General features: G+C 53.3%; 21 protein-coding genes. 9 read left to right on the top strand and 12 right to left on the bottom strand.

The genetic code is table 11. The annotated features are described in order from the left end of the window. Window positions 1-9: 9 nt before the first annotated feature. From FEM44_RS21650 to pspA, 7 genes are all read right to left on the bottom strand, one after another. On the bottom strand, window positions 10-1,071 hold the full coding sequence (locus FEM44_RS21650) for a YcjF family protein (RefSeq protein ID WP_135522687.1): 1,062 nt from the start codon (window positions 1,069-1,071) through the stop codon (window positions 10-12). Continuing rightward, window positions 1,068-2,465 (bottom strand): YcjX family protein, encoded by a 1,398-nt coding sequence (locus tag FEM44_RS21645; protein WP_130208791.1) that lies wholly within the window; start codon window positions 2,463-2,465, stop codon window positions 1,068-1,070. The genes FEM44_RS21650 and FEM44_RS21645 overlap by 4 nt, the downstream gene beginning before the upstream one ends. Window positions 2,466-2,583: 118 nt before the next feature. Further along, window positions 2,584-2,898 carry a thiosulfate sulfurtransferase PspE gene (gene pspE / locus FEM44_RS21640; RefSeq protein ID WP_064527288.1) on the bottom strand — a complete coding sequence of 105 codons (315 nt, stop codon included), beginning with the start codon at window positions 2,896-2,898 and terminating at the stop codon, window positions 2,584-2,586. A gap of 74 nt (window positions 2,899-2,972) precedes the next feature. Then, window positions 2,973-3,194 (bottom strand): phage shock protein PspD, encoded by a 222-nt coding sequence (gene pspD / locus FEM44_RS21635; protein ID WP_064527286.1) that lies wholly within the window; start codon window positions 3,192-3,194, stop codon window positions 2,973-2,975. A gap of 8 nt (window positions 3,195-3,202) precedes the next feature. Continuing rightward, window positions 3,203-3,562, bottom strand: coding sequence for an envelope stress response membrane protein PspC (gene pspC, locus FEM44_RS21630; RefSeq protein WP_130208793.1), 360 nt, complete (start codon window positions 3,560-3,562; stop codon window positions 3,203-3,205). After that, on the bottom strand, window positions 3,562-3,786 hold the full coding sequence (gene pspB, locus FEM44_RS21625; RefSeq protein ID WP_001274965.1) for an envelope stress response membrane protein PspB: 225 nt from the start codon (window positions 3,784-3,786) through the stop codon (window positions 3,562-3,564). The genes pspC and pspB overlap by 1 nt, the downstream gene beginning before the upstream one ends. A gap of 53 nt (window positions 3,787-3,839) precedes the next feature. Beyond that, a complete protein-coding gene (gene pspA / locus FEM44_RS21620) occupies window positions 3,840-4,508 on the bottom strand; it encodes a phage shock protein PspA (protein ID WP_135522688.1) in 669 nt (222 codons plus the stop codon). Between the two features lie 166 nt (window positions 4,509-4,674). Between pspA and pspF the strand changes: the two genes are divergently transcribed. After that, entirely contained in the window at window positions 4,675-5,652 is a 978-nt protein-coding gene (pspF, locus tag FEM44_RS21615; protein ID WP_135522689.1) for a phage shock protein operon transcriptional activator, read from the top strand. Between the two features lie 119 nt (window positions 5,653-5,771). Here pspF and puuE read toward each other — a convergent pair whose 3' ends face one another. From puuE to puuD, 5 genes are all read right to left on the bottom strand, one after another. After that, window positions 5,772-7,037, bottom strand: coding sequence for a 4-aminobutyrate transaminase (gene puuE / locus FEM44_RS21610; RefSeq protein ID WP_135522690.1), 1,266 nt, complete (start codon window positions 7,035-7,037; stop codon window positions 5,772-5,774). Window positions 7,038-7,074: 37 nt separating this feature from the next. Then, complete coding sequence (puuB, locus tag FEM44_RS21605) at window positions 7,075-8,355, bottom strand: gamma-glutamylputrescine oxidase (protein WP_135522691.1); 1,281 nt, start codon at window positions 8,353-8,355, stop codon at window positions 7,075-7,077. Between the two features lies 1 nt (window position 8,356). After that, window positions 8,357-9,838 (bottom strand): aldehyde dehydrogenase PuuC, encoded by a 1,482-nt coding sequence (gene puuC, locus FEM44_RS21600; RefSeq protein WP_135522692.1) that lies wholly within the window; start codon window positions 9,836-9,838, stop codon window positions 8,357-8,359. Window positions 9,839-10,002: 164 nt separating this feature from the next. After that, complete coding sequence (puuR, locus tag FEM44_RS21595; protein ID WP_001278727.1) at window positions 10,003-10,560, bottom strand: HTH-type transcriptional regulator PuuR; 558 nt, start codon at window positions 10,558-10,560, stop codon at window positions 10,003-10,005. Window positions 10,561-10,585: 25 nt separating this feature from the next. Continuing rightward, the gene (gene puuD, locus FEM44_RS21590; RefSeq protein WP_064527272.1) at window positions 10,586-11,350 is read right to left on the bottom strand and encodes a gamma-glutamyl-gamma-aminobutyrate hydrolase; all 765 of its coding nucleotides are present in this window, start codon (window positions 11,348-11,350) and stop codon (window positions 10,586-10,588) included. 211 nt (window positions 11,351-11,561) lie between these two features. Here puuD and puuA point away from each other — a divergent pair, with 211 nt between their 5' ends. The 8 genes from puuA to sapD all read left to right on the top strand — a co-directional run bounded on the left by puuA (window position 11,562) and on the right by sapD (window position 19,829). Then, a complete protein-coding gene (puuA, locus tag FEM44_RS21585; RefSeq protein ID WP_130216076.1) occupies window positions 11,562-12,980 on the top strand; it encodes a glutamate-putrescine ligase in 1,419 nt (472 codons plus the stop codon). 148 nt (window positions 12,981-13,128) lie between these two features. Then, entirely contained in the window at window positions 13,129-13,293 is a 165-nt protein-coding gene (locus FEM44_RS21580; RefSeq protein ID WP_135522758.1) for a YmjE family protein, read from the top strand. Further along, window positions 13,283-14,668, top strand: coding sequence for a putrescine/proton symporter PuuP (puuP, locus tag FEM44_RS21575; RefSeq protein WP_135522693.1), 1,386 nt, complete (start codon window positions 13,283-13,285; stop codon window positions 14,666-14,668). The genes FEM44_RS21580 and puuP overlap by 11 nt, the downstream gene beginning before the upstream one ends. Window positions 14,669-14,801: 133 nt before the next feature. Then, a complete protein-coding gene (locus FEM44_RS21570) occupies window positions 14,802-15,047 on the top strand; it encodes a YmjA family protein (RefSeq protein ID WP_135522694.1) in 246 nt (81 codons plus the stop codon). A gap of 307 nt (window positions 15,048-15,354) precedes the next feature. Beyond that, window positions 15,355-16,998, top strand: coding sequence for an ABC transporter substrate-binding protein SapA (gene sapA, locus FEM44_RS21565; protein ID WP_130208811.1), 1,644 nt, complete (start codon window positions 15,355-15,357; stop codon window positions 16,996-16,998). Next, window positions 16,995-17,960 carry a putrescine export ABC transporter permease SapB gene (gene sapB, locus FEM44_RS21560; RefSeq protein WP_064527260.1) on the top strand — a complete coding sequence of 322 codons (966 nt, stop codon included), beginning with the start codon at window positions 16,995-16,997 and terminating at the stop codon, window positions 17,958-17,960. The genes sapA and sapB overlap by 4 nt, the downstream gene beginning before the upstream one ends. Continuing rightward, on the top strand, window positions 17,947-18,837 hold the full coding sequence (sapC, locus tag FEM44_RS21555) for a peptide ABC transporter permease SapC (RefSeq protein WP_135522695.1): 891 nt from the start codon (window positions 17,947-17,949) through the stop codon (window positions 18,835-18,837). Before sapB ends, sapC begins: the two co-directional genes overlap by 14 nt. Further along, on the top strand, window positions 18,837-19,829 hold the full coding sequence (gene sapD / locus FEM44_RS21550) for a peptide ABC transporter ATP-binding protein SapD (protein WP_135522696.1): 993 nt from the start codon (window positions 18,837-18,839) through the stop codon (window positions 19,827-19,829). Before sapC ends, sapD begins: the two co-directional genes overlap by 1 nt.

Here is a 19,829-nt window from a genome sequence, read left to right as displayed (position 1 = left end):
GAATGTGCACTATTTTTCGCCGGACGTTTTGCTCTTTTGTAACGTCTCTTTTACCTGACCGATGAGCTGACGACGGAAATCACCCAAACGTGGTTTGTCATTGTCAATCCACGGCAGCGGGCGGCAAAGTTCCATAGCTTTGATCCCCAGTCGTGCGGTCAGTAACCCGGCACCTATTCCCTGAGCGGCGCGAGTAGACAAGCGCGCGGCGAGATCCTGCGACATCCAGTCCATCCCCACTTCACGCACCAGTTCGCTGGCACCCGCGAAAGCGATATTCAGCAAGACCAGTTTAAACAGGCGCAGACGGCTGTAATACCCCAGTTCAATGCCATACAGCGTGGCGATGCGATTAATCAAACGCAGATTACGCCAGGCGATAAACGCCATGTCCACCAGCGCCAGCGGGCTGACCGCAATCATCAACGTCGATTCCGCCGCTGATCGGCTGATTTCGCGCCGCGCCTGGGCATCTAAAACCGGCTGGACCAGGTGAGCATACAAACTAACCACTTCACGATCGTTCTGCGTTTCATGGATTGAGGCATACCAGCGTTGCAGCGCCGGATGTGACTGATCGATTCCCGCCTGCTGCGCCAGTTTTTCGCAAAATGCGCGGCCTTTACCCGTGCCGTGGCTGTGCAACAAATCGCGTGCTTCGTCGCGTTCGTGCGCACGCTGGCGCAAGCGCCATAAACGCCGCCATTCTGTTACCACAGAACCCACGCCAGCGCCGATAATCAATGCCCCAGCGGCACAACCACCCAGCGCCACCCAGTCCTGAGTTTGCCAGGCGTTCATTGTCCACTGCACGCCCTGACCGACAACGCTTGCGCCAAACAGCGCCAGCCCGCCCATCACCATTTTGCGCCACAGACTGCGTTTCGGACGTAACGCTGCGTCCATTACCGCTTCAACTTGCCCCTCTTCTTCCTGCGCTTCTTCGAGCGTGGCCGGGGCAAAATTTTGCGCCTGACTTTCGTCAAAGGTCTGCTGCGCCCTGAATTTTGGATTCTGATCGACCTCCAGCGGACCGTCGAAATCAATACGTGGTTTTAACGGTTCGGTCATCGCAATTTATCTCCTATTAAAAATTCCAGCGCAGCATCAAGACGAATATGCGGCAGCGGTTTGTCGACATCCATTACCTGCGGACGAAACGCTTCAAACTGGAAACCTTGCTTATCCCAGAACGCCTGACCGGGCAAACGTGCAGGAACTTCGCCAGGATAAACAGTGAGCGGTGCCCCATCGCTGAGTCGATTACCGCGCAGCGCCGGGATTTTCTCACCGTTAACATCAATAATGCCGCTGGTGGTCGCCTGAACTGACGCCAGCCCCAGGCAGTCCATGCTGATCCCTTCGAACGCCGCATTTTGCCAGGCATCCTGAATCAGTTGTTGCAGTAATGAAACCATATTGGCGTGCTGATCGATGGTCACATGGTCCGCTTTAGTGGCAGCAAACAATAGCTTATCAATAACCGGCGAAAACAAACGCCGGAACAGGGTACGCTGCCCGTAGTGGAAACTTTGCATCAGCTGCGTCAGCGCCAGACGCATATCATTAAATGCCTGTGGCCCACTGTTGAGAGGTTGCAGGCAATCCACCAGCACAATCTGGCGGTCAAAGCGCAGAAAATGATTCTTATAGAACCCTTTCACCACCTTCTCACAGTAATAATTAAACCGCTCGCGCAGCATTCCGGCGTTGGTGTGTTTATCGGCCTGCGCCAGTTTGGACTCGCCCCAGGCATCGACATCTGGCCATGGGAAGAATTGCAGCGCGGGCGCTCCTGCCATATCGCCAGGCAAAACAAAGCGCCCTGGCTGAATAAAGTGCAGCCCCTGCTGTTTACACTGGTGGAGATAATCGGTCCACGCGGCGGCAATGTCTGCCAGTCGGTTTTCGTCGGCAGGCGCTAGCGGGTCCAGCCCTTCGCACATCATTCGCCATTTCGCCGACCATTCGCCGCGCTGACCATTGAGTAAGCCCGTCATCTGCCGCGACCAACTTAAGTAATCCTGCGCCAGCATCGGCAGGTCGAGCAGCCATTCGCCGGGATAATCCACAATCTCCAGATACAGCGTAGAGGTGTCTTTGAAGTGACGCAGCAGTGAATCATTCGATTTAAAACGTAGCGCCAGGCGGATTTCACTGACGCCGCGCGTTGGCGTCGGCCAGGCGGGAGGATCGCCATATAACTGCGCCAGCCCTTCATCATAGGTGAAGCGCGGAATGCCAAAGTCACGCTGGGGAATGCGTTTTACGCCCAGCAGGCGCTCTTCACGCACCGCACTTAACAGCGGCAAGCGTGCTCCTGCATGAATATTGAGCAACTGATTGACCATCGCGGTAATAAACGCCGTTTTGCCGCTACGGCTAAGTCCGGTTACCGCCAGTCGCAGGTGCCTGTCGACGCCACGATTCACCAGCGCATTAAGTTCATTTTTAAGTCGCTTCATTGCTGTCCTGTGCCAGAAAGCCGTAGAAAGGATTAGATACTGGAGATAATAATGTGGGTTAATTTTGATTTATCAAATGAATAAGCGGCGTTATTTACACCGCTCAAGCAATAATTTGTTAACCTTTGACCTTCGGCATTTCGATATCTTTCAGGCCACCGACGTTCTCAACGTGGGTATATCCCATCTCGTTGAGGATCTCTTTTGCCTGCCCGGACTGGCGCCCGGCGTTGCAATACACTTTCACGGTGTCGTTTTTATCCGGAACGGCGGTGGCTATGCGCTCTTTCACTTCCTTCAGGGGAATATTGATGGCCCCCTGAACGTGTTCCTGCTGGTACTGCTCTGGAACACGAACATCTATCCAGTGTTCAGCGGCGAAAACAGGCAGTGAAAACACCAGAGTCAGAGCAAGTAAGCCTTTTTTAAACATATAAGTGTCCTTTTATGGATGAAAATTGCCATCCATTATACGCCTGAGATCTAACAATTTTTGCGGAACTCCCCTCACCTTTTATAACGCTGCGCCAGTTTATTGGCAGCCCGACTTAATAGCGGTTCCAGCGCCACAGCCAGCAACATTTTCAGCGGTCGACGAGCAACTGATTTTATCGCCCAGCCAGCCACGCCCGCCGGGCCGTAGCGCAGTGCGGTAAGAAGTACCAGCTTGCCTGCTAATTTAAAACCAGGCTTCATCTTTTGCCCGGCATGTTGCCAGCGAGTATTCATAACTTTCCTCACAGTTGACGGAAACGACTACGTAGCGTGAAGGTGTCGGAAGTGACATAACGTTCCATCTCGCGTAAACGCGTTTCACTGGCCGCCAGTTCACGGTCGACTTCATCCAGCAATTCGCTGCTGGAAGGTTGTTGTTCACCAAACGCCATGTTGTCCGGCATTGGATCAAGCGCAAATGACAAAATGATGTAAGCAACCAGGGTAAACAGCGCCAGGCCGAAGAAAATCGACAGCACCACCAGAATACGTACCAGTTTTACCGGTACATCAAAATAGTTAGCAATCCCCGCGCAAACGCCGCGAACCATACCCTGTTGTGGAATACGCCATAATTTTTTATTGAGATTAATACCCGCCATTAGCGATCCCTCCAGTTCGGATGTTCTGCATCAAGAATGGATTCCAGCGCCTGAATACGTTCGCGCATCCGTTTTGCTTCATCAGCCAGTTGCGCTAATCGCTGTTGCTCGCTTTGCGAAAGCTCTCCACGACTGGAGCGGTTGCTGTAATGCAGCCATAACCAAATCGGTAAAACAAACAGCACAAAGATGGTTAACGGAATAGCCAGAAATAGCGCGCTCATAAGTACTCCTTAAGGGATGAGCGGCGGCGTGTTCGGACGCCGCCTGGATGTTATTATTGATTGTCTTGCTTCATTTTGGCTTTTAATTGTGCCAGTTGCTCGCTGATTGCATCATCAGCTTTCAGCTCGGCAAACTGATCATCCAGCGATTTTTGTTTGCCGAAACTGTGGCTTTCCGCTTCTGCTTCCATCTGGTCGATACGGCGCTCGAAAGATTCGAAACGGGCCATCGCTTCATCCAGTTTGCCACTGTCCAACTGACGACGCACATCGCGCGACGAGTTTGCGGCCTGATGACGCAACATCAATGCCTGCTGGCGAGCACGAGTTTCGCTCAATTTGTTTTCCAGCTCGCTAATCTCTTTCTTCATACGCACCAGCGTATCGTCCACCAGCGTCACTTCATGTTCCAGGGACTTAATCAGATCGGTCAGTTTCTGTTTTTCAATTAACGCCGCACGCGCCAGGTCTTCTCTATCTTTCAGCAGTGCCAGTTCGGCTTTTTCCTGCCACTCAACTTCACGCGCCGACGCTTGTTCAATACGGCGAGTCAGCTGTTTCTTTTCCGCCAGCGCACGTGCCGAAGTAGAACGCACTTCAACCAGCGTGTCTTCCATTTCCTGGATCATCAGACGCACCAGTTTCTGTGGATCTTCCGCTTTCTCTAACAGAGCGTTGATGTTGGCATTCACGATGTCGGCAAAGCGAGAAAAAATACCCATAATGTTGTCCTCTTGATATCTTCGTTCAGGATTGTCCTGCTGAACTGTTAATACAATTTGCGTGCCAATTTTTTATCTTTTTGATTTATAAAGATCTGATTGAAGATTCAACAGCAACATGCCAGGATGAATTAGCGAATTACACTAACAAGTGGCGAATTTCATCATGGCAGAATACAAAGATAACTTACTCGGTGAGGCGAACAGCTTTCTCGAAGTGCTGGAACAGGTTTCGCATCTCGCGCCGCTGGACAAACCGGTGCTCATCATCGGCGAGCGCGGAACAGGTAAAGAACTGATTGCCAGCCGTCTGCATTATCTCTCCTCTCGTTGGCAAGGGCCGTTTATTTCCCTTAACTGCGCGGCGTTAAATGAAAATCTGCTGGATTCCGAACTGTTTGGCCACGAAGCTGGCGCATTTACCGGCGCGCAAAAACGACATCCGGGACGATTTGAACGTGCCGACGGCGGTACGCTATTTCTTGATGAGCTCGCTACAGCACCGATGATGGTGCAGGAAAAATTATTGCGCGTGATTGAGTATGGTGAACTGGAGCGCGTCGGAGGCAGCCAGCCATTGCAGGTCAATGTGCGGCTGGTATGTGCGACAAATGCCAATCTTCCGGCGATGGTCAATGAAGGTACATTTCGCGCGGACCTGCTGGACCGCCTGGCTTTTGATGTTGTGCAACTGCCACCACTGCGCGAGCGCGAAAGCGACATTATGTTGATGGCAGAACACTTTGCCATCCAGATGTGTCGGGAAATCAAGCTGCCTCTGTTCCCGGGTTTTACCGAGCGCGCCAGAGAAACGTTGCTGAATTATCGCTGGCCAGGAAATATTCGTGAATTGAAAAACGTGGTGGAACGTTCGGTGTATCGCCACGGCACCAGCGATTATCCGCTTGATGACATCATTATTGATCCCTTTAAACGGCGCCCGCCTGAAGAAGCCATCGCCGTTTCAGAAACCACCTCGCTTCCGACGCTACCGCTGGATTTACGTGAGTTTCAGATGCAGCAGGAAAAAGAGTTGCTGCAACTCAGTTTGCAACAGGGGAAATATAACCAGAAACGCGCGGCTGAATTGCTGGGGTTAACCTATCATCAGTTCCGCGCGTTGTTGAAAAAGCACCAGATTTAGCGAAGTTGGGCAATACAACTTGCCGGATGCGGCATGAACGCCTCATTCGGCCTACATAATCAATACGTCGTTTGTAGGCCTGATAAGCGCAGCGCATCAGGCATTATTGCGTTGGGCTATTAATCTCTCAGTGCATCCTGCAAAATTTTCATTGCCACATCGAACTGCGCATCCGGGATGGTCAGCGGATACAGGAAACGAATCACGTTGCCGTACGCGCCGCAGGTCAGCAGTAGCAGCCCCTGCGCCAGCGCGCGTTGCTGAATTTTCTGTGCAATGGCGGCTGACGGCTCGCCCGTTTGTGGGTCGTTAAACTCAGCCGCAATCATCGACCCCAGACCGCGTACTGCCGCGATGGCCGGAACGCTTTCTTTAGCATCAATCAGCGTTTGCATCAGGCGCTGGCCCAGTTGATTCGCGCGGTTGCAGAGTGATTCTTTATCGATAATGTTGAGCACCGCGTGCGCGGCAGCCACCGCTAGCGGGTTCCCGGCGTAGGTGCCGCCAAGCCCACCCGGTGCAGGCGCATCCATAATGTTGGCATTACCGACCACGCCCGAAAGCGGCATCCCGCCCGCGAGGCTTTTCGCCATCGTCATTAAATCGGGCTTGTCAGCGTAGTGATCCATGGCGAACAGTTTACCGGTACGCGCAAAACCGCTTTGCACTTCATCGGCAATCATCACGATGCCGTGCTCGTCGCACAGGCGGCGAATCGCAGCAACCAACTCTTTTGGCGCCACGTTGAAACCGCCCTCACCCTGCACCGGTTCGAAAATAATGGCCGCGACCTGCTTCGCTTCGATGTCTGATTTAAACAGTCGCTCGATGGCGGCGAGAGAATCTTGCGTCGAAATGCCCTGTAAATCTGACGGATACGGCACGTGATACACCGAACCGGGGAACGGGCCGAAGCCGATTTTGTACGGCGCTACCTTTCCAGTTAACGCCATAGTCATATACGTGCGACCGTGGAAGCCGCCGCTAAACGCAATCACGCCAGGGCGTCCGGTATGGGCGCGGGCGATTTTCACTGCGTTTTCCACCGCTTCCGCACCGGTGGTGAAGAACGCGGTTTTAGCCTGACCACTGACCGGCGCAAGGGCGTTGATTTTCTCCGCCAGCGTGACGTAGCTTTCGTATGGCACAATCTGGTACGCGGTGTGGGTAAACTGTTGCAGTTGCTGCTCCACCGCCGCGACCAGTTCAGGATGACGATGGCCCGTATTCAGCACCGCAATGCCTGCGGCGAAATCGATGTACTCGTTGCCTTCAACATCCTTCAGCGTGGCGTTTTCTGCCGACTGGGCGAAGAAGTTACACATCACGCCAACCCCGCGCGGGGTGGCAGAAAGACGACGCTGATGGAATTCATTGTTGCTCATGTTTCACACCTTTTGACTCTTCACTGTTAATCGGAAATTAAACGCCCAGACGATCGCGCAGGCTGTAATAAGCCGCGCCCATCGCGGTAAACGGCACGCGCAGCGTGCGCCCGCCGGGGAACGGGTAATGCGGCAGATTGGCGAAGGCGTCGAAGCGTTCGGCGTCGCCGCGCAGCAGTTCAGCAATCAAACGCCCGGCAAGATGGGTACAGGTAACGCCGTGGCCGCTGTAGCCCTGCATGTAATAGATGTTTTTATCGAGGCGTCCAAACTGTGGCATACGCGACAGGGTCAGCAGGAAGTTGCCCGTCCAGCGGTAATCAATTTTCACGCCCTTCAGCTGTGGGAAGGTTTTCAGCAGTTTCGGCACCACAAGACGCTCAACGTCATCCGGGTCGCGCGCGCCGTAGACCACGCCGCCGCCGTACAGCAGGCGGTTATCGGCGGTCAGGCGGTAATAATCAAGCAGATAGTTACAGTCTTCGACACAGTAGTTTTTCGGGATCAGTGAACGGGCTAAATCATCGGAAAGCCGCTCAGTGGTGATCACCTGCGTGCCGCACGGCATGCTGCGTTTCGCCAGTTCCGGCTCCACTTTATCGCCCAGGTACGCATTCCCGGCGACAATCACATACTTCGCCGTCACCTGACCTTTGGCAGTGCGCACCACCGCTGGCGTGGTGTGCTGGATCTGCGTCACCGCAGAAAGCTCATACACACGTCCGCCGTTCAGACGAATAGCGTCGGCTTCGCCAATGGCGAGGTTCAGGGGGTGAATATGCCCACCGCTGTGATCCAGCAGCGCGCCGGTATAGCGATCGCTTGCCACTTCGCGGCGAATAGCGTTGGCGTCCAGCATCTCCAGCTGTTTATTGCCGTAGCGTTCCCAGTTCTCTTTCTGCTCTTCCAGAGTCGCGAGCTGTTTCTCATTCATCGCCACAAACAGGCCGCCGGGGCGGTAGTCGCAGTCAATCTGATAACGTTTGATGCGCTCGCGGATGATCTCGCCGCCCTCAAACATCATGCTGCCAAGCATACGGGCGGTGTCCATGCCGTAGCTTTTTTCAATAACGTCGATGTCGCGGCTGTAGGAGTTCACAAGCTGGCCACCGTTGCGCCCGCTGGCGCCGAAGCCGATGCGTGAGGCTTCAAGAACCACCACGTCAAAGCCCGCTTCTGCCAGATGCAGCGCGGAGGAAAGCCCGGTATAGCCGCCGCCAACCACGCAAACATCACAGGTGATTGACTCATTCAGCGTCTCGAAAGGGGCATATTTATTCGCACTGGCGGCGTAGTAACTGCTGGTATGTTCGGTCATTTCAGGCCTCCAGGCTTATCCAGATGGTTTTCAGTTCGGTGAATTTTTCAAGAGCATGCAGGGATTTGTCGCGACCGTTGCCGCTCTGCTTATAGCCGCCAAACGGTACGGTCATATCGCCGTCGTTGTAGTTATTGACGAAGACGGAACCGGCTTTCAGGCGACGGCTCATGCGGTGCGCGCGTGAGAGATCGCGCGTCCATACCGCCGCACCGAGGCCGTACTGGCTGTCGTTGGCAAGCTGTAGCGCCTGGTCTTCTGATGTGAAACGCGTGACCACCAGCACCGGGCCGAAAATCTCTTCGCGGCTTAAGGACGCATTGGGGTCTACGTCCACAAAGATGGTCGGGCCGATGGCCGCAGCCAGCCCGGCGTTGCGACCATCCAGCAGCAGTTGCCCTTTGCCTTCACGGATAAAGGTGTGTACCGAGTCAGCGTGAGCGCTGTCAATTAAGGTGCCCATGGTGGTTGCGGGATCAAGCGGATGGCCCGGCTGCCAGTTTTGCGCCTGCTGTTTTAACAGGGCTAAAAACTCATCGGCGATGCTCTCTTCCAGCAACAAACGCGTTCCGGCGATGCACACTTGGCCCTGGTTGTAGAAGATACCTGCGGCTGTCGCGCTCGCCGCTTTTTGCAGATCCGGGCAGTCGGCGAAAACGATGTTGGCGCTTTTGCCGCCCGCTTCCAGCCAGACGCGTTTCATGTTGCTGTCGCCCGCATCTTTCAGCAGTTGTTTCCCGGTACGGGTCGAGCCGGTAAAGGCGATAACATCGATATCGTTATGACGCGACAGCGCCTGGCCCGCCTCATGACCAAAACCAGTCACCACGTTCAACGCACCATCCGGCAGACCTGCTTCTTTCGCCAGGCCCGCGAGACGAATCGCACTGAGCGGTGATTTTTCAGATGGTTTTAGAATCACGCTGTTCCCTGCCGCCAGCGCCGGGCCAAGCTTCCAGCAAGTCAGCAACAGCGGGAAGTTCCACGGCACAATGGCGGCAATTACGCCGACCGGTTCACGCACGATCATCGCCAGCTCATGGCTACTGGTGGTCGCCACTTCGCCATACACTTTGTCGATCGCTTCGGCGTACCAGCGAATGGCGCGCGCCGCGCCGGGAATATCATCACGCAGGCTGTGACGAATCGGTTTGCCGGTATCGAGTGTTTCCAGCAACGCCAGTTCTTCGGCGTTGGCTTCCATTAAATCGGCGAGTTTATTCAACACTGCTTTACGTTTTGCCGGGGCGGCCTGCGCCCAGTCGCCGCGTTCAAAAACGCTGCGTGCCGCACTCACTGCGCGGTCGATATCGGCGCTTTTACCACGCGCAATATTCGCCAGCGGTGCCTGGGTGACCGGATCAACGGTTTCAAAGGTTTCATTTTCCGCCGCAGCGGTATATTCACCGTTAATAAATAAGCGGGTTTCAATGGCGAGACTTAACGCTTTATCCTGCCAGTAAGCCAGATGATGAAAATTCATTATGACTCCTGTTTCACGTCTATCAGATATATGCAGTTTGTGAACGTCAGGGCGCAGAGATCCCCGGGCGATAAGCCCGTTTATTTCCGGTGACATTCTTTATAGATTGCCTTTATAGCAAGCCGGGTGGCGCTTCGCTTACCCGGCCTACAAAAACCAAAAGATTAAAACGTGGTGGGCGTATGGGCGCTGATAATTCGGCAAATGCCTGCCGACGTATTACTGAAACTGTGCGGGATGCCGGTATTAATGGCATAACTTTGCCCCGCGACGAGATGATAATCCTGACCATTAATCGTCAGAACAATTTCACCTTCCAGTACAGTGCCTATTTCCTCACCCTGATGCTTAATTCTTTCCCCAGTGGTTGTGCCCGGCTGGTACGTTTCAAAGATCATCGCCAGCGTGCGATTCGGGTTACCGTTATGCACCAGCTTCATCGACACACCCTGACTGCCCATTTCAATTAAGTCGTCCTGATTAATGACGACCTGCGGTTCATCAGGTTTTTCCGGCTCGGAAAAGAATTCCGAGAGTGACAGACCATACACCTTCAGCAGCTTTTGCAGCGTACTGATGGCAGGGCTGACTTTATCTTGTTCTATCGTACTGATAGCACTGTGAGTCAGCCCGGAGAGTTCGGCGGCACGACGTTGTGAAAGCCCCTGCTGCTGGCGGATTTCTGACAAGCGTTTTCCTGGCGCCAGTCCCTCATCACTCATATTTGCATTTCCTTAACTGTAGTGGTCAGAGTCGCTGTTTTTCAGCGATATGGTTCTGACAAGCGGTGATAAAGCCCTCGAACAATATACGCGAAAGCGCGTACTCGCTACTGTTCCATTCCGGGTGCCACTGTACGCCCAGCGCGAAAGGATGATTGATGACGCTCACCGCCTCAACCAGACCATCCGGCGAGCGAGCTTCAACACGCAACTGCGGGCTAACGACCTTCGCCCCTTGTCCATGCAGAGAGTTTACCCAAAAGTTGCTACATTCAGGTAACAATGCAGACAGTAATCCCCCCTCTTCAACCTGAACTTCGTGCGACGGCGCATATTGCTGCTCCACAGGCAGTTCGGGATCTTCACGATGTTCCAGCAATTCAGGCTGTTCGCACAGTTTGCGATGCAACGACCCACCGGTTGCTACCACCAGTTCCTGTAACCCCCGGCAGATGGCGAAAATGGGGATGCGCCTTTCGAGTGCGGCATTAATTAACGCCATGCTCAGAAGATCACGCCCGGGATCGGCGTCAGGCTCATCGCCGTTTTCACCATATAGGTGCGGCTGCACATTGCTGGGGCTACCTGGAAGATAAATGCCATCGAGTTTAGGCAGCAGTTCTTCAAGTAATGACGGTTCCGCCAGCGCATGTGGCAGCGCAATCGGCAAACCGCCCGCGTGGATGATGGCATTCAGGTACTTTTCTTGCAGAGTCTGGGTCGTATGACCCTTAAGCCTGTTCCTGCACATTACGACACCGATAACCGGATTGTTCATTATATTTTCCATGCTCAATCTCACAAAGTGGACTAAATTATCGCCATTACTGCGGTTTAAATGACCTTTATGTTCAATATTTTTTCAATCTAGCAGTGGGTTTTCATTTTTGCAAACTCAATTTAACATTTGACAAACATTTAGTTTGCATACAGATTCGAATGGTGGTCATTATATTTTACGCTTTGCTAACGAGCGGAAAACAAACCAAAGGCGAAGAATCATGGAAACCAATATCGTTGAAGTAGAGAACTTTGTTCAGCAGTCAGAAGAGAGGCGGGGTAGCGCCTTTACGCAGGAAGTGAAACGCTACCTGGAGCGCTACCCGAATACGCAATATGTTGATGTTTTACTTACCGATTTGAATGGTTGTTTCCGTGGGAAACGCATTCCTGTTTCAAGTCTGAAGAAGCTGGAGAAAGGGTGTTATTTCCCGGCCTCGGTGTTTGCAATGGATATTCTGGGCAATGTAGTAGAAGAAGCGGGCCTGGGTCAGGAAATGGGTGAACCAGATCGTACTTGTGTGCCAATACTCGGTACCTTAACCCCTTCTGCCGCCGATCCAGAGTTTATCGGTCAGATACTCCTGACCATGGTCGATGAAGATGGCGCTCCCTTTGACGTTGAGCCGCGGAACGTACTTAACCGCCTGTGGCAGCAGCTACGCCAGCGCGGATTGTTCCCGGTTGTAGCGGTAGAGCTGGAGTTCTATTTACTGGATCGCCAGCGCGACGCTGAAGGGTATCTGCAACCGCCCTGCGCGCCCGGCACCGATGACCGCAATACACAAAGCCAGGTTTACTCGGTTGATAACCTCAACCACTTCGCCGATGTGCTCAATGATATTGATGAACTGGCGCAGTTACAGTTAATTCCCGCCGACGGTGCGGTCGCCGAAGCCTCGCCGGGTCAGTTTGAAATCAACCTTTACCATACCGATAACGTGCTGGAAGCCTGCGATGATGCGCTGGCGCTAAAACGCCTGGTGCGTCTGATGGCAGAAAAGCATAAGATGCACGCCACTTTTATGGCGAAGCCGTATGAAGAGCACGCGGGCAGCGGGATGCATATCCATATCAGTATGCAAAATAATCGTGGCGAGAACGTGCTTTCTGACGCAGAAGGCGAAGATTCGCCGCTGCTGAAAAAGATGCTCGCCGGGATGATCGACCTGATGCCGTCATCAATGGCGTTGCTGGCGCCGAACGTGAATTCCTATCGCCGCTTCCAGCCAGGCATGTATGTGCCAACGCAGGCGTCGTGGGGCCATAACAACCGCACCGTCGCCCTGCGTATTCCGTGCGGCGATCGTCATAACCACCGCGTGGAATACCGCGTGGCGGGTGCCGATGCCAACCCGTACCTGGTGATGGCGGCGATTTTTGCCGGTATTTTGCATGGCCTTGATAACGAACTGCCGTTGCAGGAAGAAGTAGAAGGCAACGGGCTGGAGCAGGAAGGCTTACCCTTCCCGATTCGCCAGAGCGATGCCCTGTGGGAGTTTATCGAGAACGATCATTTGCGCCGCTATTTAGGCGAGCGTTTTTGCCATGTGTATCACGCCTGTAAAAATGATGAGTTGTTGCAGTTTGAGCGCCTCATCACAGAAACAGAAATTGAGTGGATGTTGAAAAACGCATAGTACCCCTTGCGGGGTTGTTTCATCGGCCTGAGCGGAGCCAGGCCTGACATTTGCTGGTAATCCAGACATTTCCCGGATGTCGCGTTATGGAGCGCAGGCGGCAACGGGCTTCCGTTAACGATTAAGACTGTGACGAGGAAATGAGATGATGCCGATGATTAAATCCCCGCATGGCGAGGGAGGCTGCGTGTGCGCCCTCCCTGCGACTGACTGGACTCCGCCCCCTTCGCTTCCCTTGCTAAACAGGTTTGATTTCAGGTCGACACGACCGCAAACCTTATTACGCAGGGGAGGCAACAATTATGGCTATTAATTCACCACTGAATATTGCTGCGCAACCCGGCAAAACTAAACTGCGCAAGTCGCTGAAGCTGTGGCAGGTGGTGATGATGGGTCTGGCCTATCTCACGCCAATGACCGTGTTCGATACGTTTGGCATCGTTTCCGGTATTAGCGACGGTCACGTTCCGGCATCTTATTTGCTGGCGCTGGCGGGCGTGCTGTTTACCGCTATCAGCTACGGCAAACTGGTTCGCCAGTTCCCGGAGGCTGGTTCGGCCTATACCTACGCGCAAAAGTCGATTAACCCGCACGTCGGTTTTATGGTCGGCTGGTCATCGCTGCTGGATTACCTCTTTTTGCCGATGATCAACGTCTTGTTGGCGAAGATCTATCTCTCCGCCCTCTTCCCGGAAGTGTCACCGTGGGTGTGGGTGGTGACGTTCGTCGCCATCTTAACTGCCGCGAACCTGAAGAGCGTCAACCTGGTGGCTAACTTCAATACCCTGTTTGTGCTGGTGCAAATCTCCATCATGGTGGTGTTTATCTTCCTGGTGGTTCAGGGGCTGCATAAAGGAGAAGGCGTTGGCACCGTCTGGTCGCTACAGCCATTTATCAGCGAGAACGCGCACCTGATCCCGATTATTACCGGGGCGACGATTGTTTGCTTTTCCTTCCTCGGTTTCGATGCGGTGACCACGCTTTCGGAAGAGACGCCAGACGCCGCACGCGTGATCCCGAAGGCCATCTTCCTGACGGCGGTCTACGGTGGCGTTATCTTTATTGCGGCGTCGTTCTTTATGCAGCTGTTCTTCCCCGATATCAGCCGCTTTAAAGATCCGGATGCCGCGCTGCCGGAAATTGCGCTGTACGTCGGCGGCAAGCTGTTCCAGTCGATTTTCCTTTGCACCACGTTTGTGAACACGTTAGCGTCTGGCCTGGCTTCACATGCCAGCGTGTCGCGTCTGCTGTATGTGATGGGGCGCGATAATGTGTTCCCGGAGCGCGTGTTTGGCTATGTACACCCGAAATGGCGCACCCCGGCACTGAACGTCATCATGGTCGGGATTGTCGCGATGTCGGCGCTGTTCTTCGATTTAGTTACCGCTACAGCGTTAATTAACTTCGGCGCGTTGGTAGCGTTTACCTTCGTTAACCTGTCGGTGTTCAACCACTTCTGGCGGCGCAAAGGAATGAATAAAAGCTGGAAGGAACACTTCCACTATTTATTAATGCCGCTGGTTGGCGCGCTGACGGTGGGCGTGCTGTGGATTAACCTCGAAGCCACCTCGCTGACGCTGGGTCTGGTCTGGGCTTCGTTAGGCGGCGCATATTTGTGGTATCTGATCCGCCGCTATCGCAAAGTGCCGTTGTATGATGGTGACAGAACGCCGGTGAGCGAAACGTAATAGTCGGATGCACGGCGCATTATCCTGCCTGAGGGCAATGCGCCGCGCCATTAACTATAAAAAGATGTATGACCCGGATCACGAGTGCTATCATCCGCCCTTATGCTTAGCGCATTAACTCCAGGGGCAAACAATGAACCACGATATCCCATTAAAATATTTTGATATTGCCGATGAATACGCGACTGAATGCGCAGAACCTGTCGTAGACGCAGAACGCACACCGCTGGCCCACTACTTCCAGTTACTACTCACCCGTTTGATGAACAATGAAGAGATCAGCGAAGAATCCCAGCACGACATGGCCGCTGAAGCGGGGATTAATCCCGCGCGCATTGATGAAATCGCAGAGTTTTTGAATCAATGGGGTAATGAATAATTATTTAATTGCAGACGCCCGGTCAGTATCGTTACCCGGATAAAGCGTTCACGCCGCATCCGGCTAAAAATGACATGAACCCAGCTTTATTGGGTTTCTCACGATCGCGCCACGCTGTTCCTCGCTAAGTAGTTCTGTGAGTTATAGTTATAGAGAAATCACGGGTACGAATGTTGAACAGATGGCAACGCCACATGTGCAACAACCAACCATACTGCCCTCATTGCGACCCCTGAACACAAACGGTAATGGCAAATGTCATTAAATATTAGTAAGATAGCCTCTTTACATAAAATCCCTTAATATTATGCGCCAGGTATTATCGTCTCTTTTGGTGATTGCTGGACTTGTGAGTGGTCAGGCAATAGCCGCGCCTGAATCCCCCCCGCATGCTGATATCCGCGACAGCGGTTTTGTCTATTGCGTTAGCGGGCAAGTCAACACCTTTAACCCATCCAAAGCGAGCAGTGGGTTAATTGTCGATACCCTTGCCGCCCAGTTTTATGATCGACTGCTGGATGTCGATCCGTATACCTATCGCCTGATGCCGGAACTTGCCGAAAGCTGGGAAGTGCTCGACAACGGCGCGACCTATCGCTTCCACCTGCGTCGCGATGTCCCGTTTCAAAAAACCGCCTGGTTTACTCCCACTCGCAAAATGAATGCCGATGATGTGGTGTTTACCTTCCAACGGATTTTTGACCGCAATAACCCGTGGCATAACGTCAACGGCAGTAACTTCCCCTATTTCGACAGTCTGCAATTTGCCGATAACGTTAAAAGTGTCCGCAAGCTGGATAATCACACCGTTGAGTTCCGTCTCGCCCAGCCGGATGCATCCTTCTTATGGCACCTGGCGACCCACTATGCGTCGGTAATGTCTGCCGAATACGCCCAGAAATTAGAGAAAGAAGATCGCCAGGAACAACTCGACCGTCAACCGGTCGGTACCGGGCCGTATCAATTGTCGGAATACCGCGCCGGACAATATATTCGCTTACAACGTCATGATGAGTTCTGGCGTGGCAAACCGTTGATGCCGCAGGTGGTGGTGGATTTAGGCTCCGGCGGTACCGGACGTCTGTCGAAACTCCTGACCGGTGAATGTGACGTTCTGGCCTGGCCTGCCGCCAGCCAGTTATCCATTTTGCGCGACGACCCGCGTTTGCGTTTAACGCTGCGCCCGGGGATGAACGTCGCCTATCTGGCGTTTAATACCGCTAAACCACCGCTAAATAATCCGGCTGTCCGGCATGCGCTGGCACTGGCGATCAATAACCAGCGCCTGATGCAATCCATCTATTATGGTACGGCTGAAACTGCGGCCTCTATTTTACCGCGCGCCTCGTGGGCTTATGACAACGAGGCTAAAATTACTGAATACAACCCAGCGAAATCGCGCGAACAACTGAAAGCGTTGGGGCTGGAAAACTTAACGCTAAAACTGTGGGTACCGACACGATCGCAGGCATGGAACCCCAGTCCGCTGAAAACCGCCGAACTGATTCAGGCGGATATGGCGCAGGTTGGCGTGAAAGTGGTGATTGTGCCGGTAGAAGGTCGTTTTCAGGAGGCGCGGTTGATGGATATGAGCCATGATCTGACGTTATCTGGTTGGGCGACGGACAGTAACGACCCGGACAGTTTCTTCCGTCCGTTACTGAGCTGCGCGGCTATTCACTCGCAAACCAACCTTGCCCACTGGTGCGATCCGAAATTCGACAGCGTGTTGCGTAATGCCCTCTCCTCGCAGCAATTGGCGGCGCGTATTGAAGCTTATGATGAAGCGCAAAGCATTCTGGCGCAGGAACTGCCCATTCTGCCGCTGGCCTCATCACTGCGCTTGCAGGCCTACCGTTACGATATTAAAGGTCTGGTACTGAGCCCGTTCGGTAACGCCTCCTTTGCGGGGGTGTATCGCGAGAAGCAAGAAGAGGTGAAAAAACCATGATTATCTTCACCTTACGTCGTATTTTGTTATTAATCGTCACCTTATTCCTGCTGACCTTTGTTGGCTTCAGTTTGAGCTATTTCACGCCACACGCGCCGTTACAAGGCGCGTCACTATGGAATGCCTGGGTGTTCTGGTTTAATGGACTGATCCACTGGGATTTTGGAGTTTCCAGCATTAACGGCCAGCCTATTGCCGAACAGTTAAAAGAAGTCTTTCCGGCAACGATGGAGTTGTGCATCCTCGCCTTCGGTTTTGCGCTGATTGTCGGGATCCCGGTGGGCATGATTGCCGGGATTACACGCCATAAGTGGCAGGATAACTTGATCAACGCCATCGCCTTGCTGGGCTTTTCCATCCCGGTGTTCTGGCTGGCGCTTCTGTTGACGCTGTTTTGTTCACTCACGCTAGGTTGGCTGCCCGTTTCAGGGCGTTTCGATCTGCTCTATGAAGTGAAACCGATTACCGGCTTTGCGTTAATTGATGCCTGGCTTTCGGACTCACCGTGGCGGGACGAAATGATCATGAGCGCACTTCGCCATATGGTGCTACCGGTGATTACCCTGTCGGTTGCGCCAACAACTGAAGTGATCCGATTGATGCGTATCAGCACCATCGAAGTCTATGACCAAAACTATGTGAAAGCGGCGGCAACTCGCGGTTTGTCGCGCTTTACTATTTTGCGTCGCCACGTGCTGCATAACGCGTTACCTCCGGTTATTCCTCGCCTGGGCTTGCAGTTTTCCACCATGCTGACGCTGGCGATGATCACCGAAATGGTTTTTAGCTGGCCGGGTTTAGGGCGCTGGTTAATTAACGCCATCCGCCAGCAGGATTACGCAGCCATTTCCGCCGGAGTGATGGTGTGCGGTTCATTGGTCATTATTATTAACGTGATATCTGATATTTTGGGTGCCATGGCTAACCCTCTGAAACATAAGGAATGGTATGCCTTACGATAGCGTATACAGCGAGAAGCGCCCGCCGGGCACGCTGCGTACTGCCTGGCGCAAATTCTATGGAGACGCCGCTGCGATGGTCGGCCTGTACGGCTGCGCGGGGCTGGCGGTGCTGTGTATTTTTGGTAGCTGGTTTGCGCCTTACGGCATCGACCAGCAATTTCTTGGTTATCAATTGTTGCCGCCGTCATGGTCACGCTATGGCGAAGTCTCGTTTTTCCTTGGGACCGACGACCTGGGACGCGACGTTTTAAGCCGTTTATTGAGTGGCGCAGCACCTACCGTGGGGGGCGCATTTGTGGTGACGCTCGCCGCGACGATCTGTGGTCTGGTACTTGGCACCTTCGCCGGTGCAACGCACGGTCTGCGGTCAGCGGTGCTAAACCATATTCTGGATACTTTGCTGGCGATTCCGTCCCTGCTGTTGGCAATTATCGTAGTGGCATTTGCCGGACCGAGTTTGTCACATGCCATGTTTGCCGTCTGGCTGGCGCTACTGCCGCGTATGGTGCGTTCGATTTACAGCATGGTGCATGACGAACTGGAAAAAGAGTACGTTATCGCCGCCCGTCTGGATGGCGCAACGACGCTGAATATTCTCTGGTTTGCTGTTTTACCTAACATCACTGCCGGACTGGTCACCGAGATCACCCGTGCACTGTCAATGGCAATTCTTGACATTGCCGCGCTGGGCTTTCTTGACCTCGGCGCGCAACTGCCCTCGCCTGAATGGGGGGCGATGCTTGGTGATGCGCTGGAACTTATTTATGTCGCCCCGTGGACCGTCATGCTGCCTGGTGCGGCAATTATGATTAGCGTGTTGTTGGTTAACCTCCTTGGCGATGGCGTTCGTCGTGCGATTATTGCGGGGGTGGAATAATGCCATTACTGGATATTCGTAACCTGACCATTGAATTTAAAACCGGTGATGAGTGGGTTAAAGCCGTCGACCGCGTGAGTATGACCTTAAACGAGGGCGAAATCCGTGGACTTGTTGGCGAATCCGGCTCCGGCAAAAGTTTGATTGCGAAAGCGATTTGTGGGGTTAATAAAGATAACTGGCGTGTTACCGCTGACCGAATGCGTTTTGATGATATCGATTTGCTGCGTCTTTCCGCACGCGAACGGCGCAAACTGGTTGGACACAACGTGTCGATGATCTTTCAGGAACCGCAATCGTGTCTTGATCCATCGGAACGTGTGGGTCGCCAGTTGATGCAGAACATCCCGGCCTGGACCTATAAAGGCCGTTGGTGGCAGCGTTTTGGCTGGCGAAAACGTCGTGCCATTGAGTTGCTACACCGCGTGGGGATTAAAGATCACAAAGATGCGATGCGCAGTTTTCCCTATGAGTTGACCGAAGGTGAATGTCAGAAAGTGATGATAGCCATTGCACTGGCGAATCAACCGCGTCTGCTGATTGCCGACGAACCGACCAACTCGATGGAGCCAACAACGCAGGCGCAAATTTTCCGCCTGTTGACGCGTCTCAACCAAAACAGCAACACCACTATTTTGCTTATCAGCCATGACTTACAAATGCTTAGCCAATGGGCGGATAAAATCAACGTGCTTTATTGTGGCCAGACAGTGGAAACCGCGCCAAGTAAGGAACTGGTGACAATGCCACATCATCCTTATACCCAGGCACTAATCCGTGCAATACCGGACTTTGGCAGTGCGATGCCGCATAAAAGCCGCCTCAATACCCTGCCGGGCGCAATCCCGCTGCTGGAACAATTACCGATTGGTTGTCGTCTGGGGCCGCGTTGCCCTTATGCACAACGAGAATGCATTGTGACGCCACGTTTGATGGGGGCGAAAAATCATCTCTATGCCTGTCATTTCCCGCTGAACATGGAGAAAGAGTGA

It is taken from the genome of Escherichia sp. E4742 (genome assembly GCF_005843885.1).
Taxonomy (GTDB): domain Bacteria; phylum Pseudomonadota; class Gammaproteobacteria; order Enterobacterales; family Enterobacteriaceae; genus Escherichia.
Note: the sequence above shows the minus strand (reverse complement) of the source record. Positions and strands in the feature narration are given on the sequence as shown.

Excerpts from the sequence above, each read along its gene's own strand:
- FEM44_RS21650 (WP_135522687.1), bottom strand. The coding sequence starts at position 1,071 with ATGACCGAACCGTTAAAACCACGTATTGATTTCGACGGTCCGCTGGAG.
- FEM44_RS21645 (WP_130208791.1), bottom strand. The coding sequence starts at position 2,465 with ATGAAGCGACTTAAAAATGAACTTAATGCGCTGGTGAATCGTGGCGTC.
- pspE (WP_064527288.1), bottom strand. The coding sequence starts at position 2,898 with ATGTTTAAAAAAGGCTTACTTGCTCTGACTCTGGTGTTTTCACTGCCT.
- pspD (WP_064527286.1), bottom strand. The coding sequence starts at position 3,194 with ATGAATACTCGCTGGCAACATGCCGGGCAAAAGATGAAGCCTGGTTTT.
- pspC (WP_130208793.1), bottom strand. The coding sequence starts at position 3,562 with ATGGCGGGTATTAATCTCAATAAAAAATTATGGCGTATTCCACAACAG.
- pspB (WP_001274965.1), bottom strand. The coding sequence starts at position 3,786 with ATGAGCGCGCTATTTCTGGCTATTCCGTTAACCATCTTTGTGCTGTTT.
- pspA (WP_135522688.1), bottom strand. The coding sequence starts at position 4,508 with ATGGGTATTTTTTCTCGCTTTGCCGACATCGTGAATGCCAACATCAAC.
- pspF (WP_135522689.1), top strand. The coding sequence starts at position 4,675 with ATGGCAGAATACAAAGATAACTTACTCGGTGAGGCGAACAGCTTTCTC.
- puuE (WP_135522690.1), bottom strand. The coding sequence starts at position 7,037 with ATGAGCAACAATGAATTCCATCAGCGTCGTCTTTCTGCCACCCCGCGC.
- puuB (WP_135522691.1), bottom strand. The coding sequence starts at position 8,355 with ATGACCGAACATACCAGCAGTTACTACGCCGCCAGTGCGAATAAATAT.
- puuC (WP_135522692.1), bottom strand. The coding sequence starts at position 9,838 with ATGAATTTTCATCATCTGGCTTACTGGCAGGATAAAGCGTTAAGTCTC.
- puuR (WP_001278727.1), bottom strand. The coding sequence starts at position 10,560 with ATGAGTGATGAGGGACTGGCGCCAGGAAAACGCTTGTCAGAAATCCGC.
- puuD (WP_064527272.1), bottom strand. The coding sequence starts at position 11,350 with ATGGAAAATATAATGAACAATCCGGTTATCGGTGTCGTAATGTGCAGG.
- puuA (WP_130216076.1), top strand. The coding sequence starts at position 11,562 with ATGGAAACCAATATCGTTGAAGTAGAGAACTTTGTTCAGCAGTCAGAA.
- FEM44_RS21580 (WP_135522758.1), top strand. The coding sequence starts at position 13,129 with ATGCCGATGATTAAATCCCCGCATGGCGAGGGAGGCTGCGTGTGCGCC.
- puuP (WP_135522693.1), top strand. The coding sequence starts at position 13,283 with ATGGCTATTAATTCACCACTGAATATTGCTGCGCAACCCGGCAAAACT.
- FEM44_RS21570 (WP_135522694.1), top strand. The coding sequence starts at position 14,802 with ATGAACCACGATATCCCATTAAAATATTTTGATATTGCCGATGAATAC.
- sapA (WP_130208811.1), top strand. The coding sequence starts at position 15,355 with ATGCGCCAGGTATTATCGTCTCTTTTGGTGATTGCTGGACTTGTGAGT.
- sapB (WP_064527260.1), top strand. The coding sequence starts at position 16,995 with ATGATTATCTTCACCTTACGTCGTATTTTGTTATTAATCGTCACCTTA.
- sapC (WP_135522695.1), top strand. The coding sequence starts at position 17,947 with ATGCCTTACGATAGCGTATACAGCGAGAAGCGCCCGCCGGGCACGCTG.
- sapD (WP_135522696.1), top strand. The coding sequence starts at position 18,837 with ATGCCATTACTGGATATTCGTAACCTGACCATTGAATTTAAAACCGGT.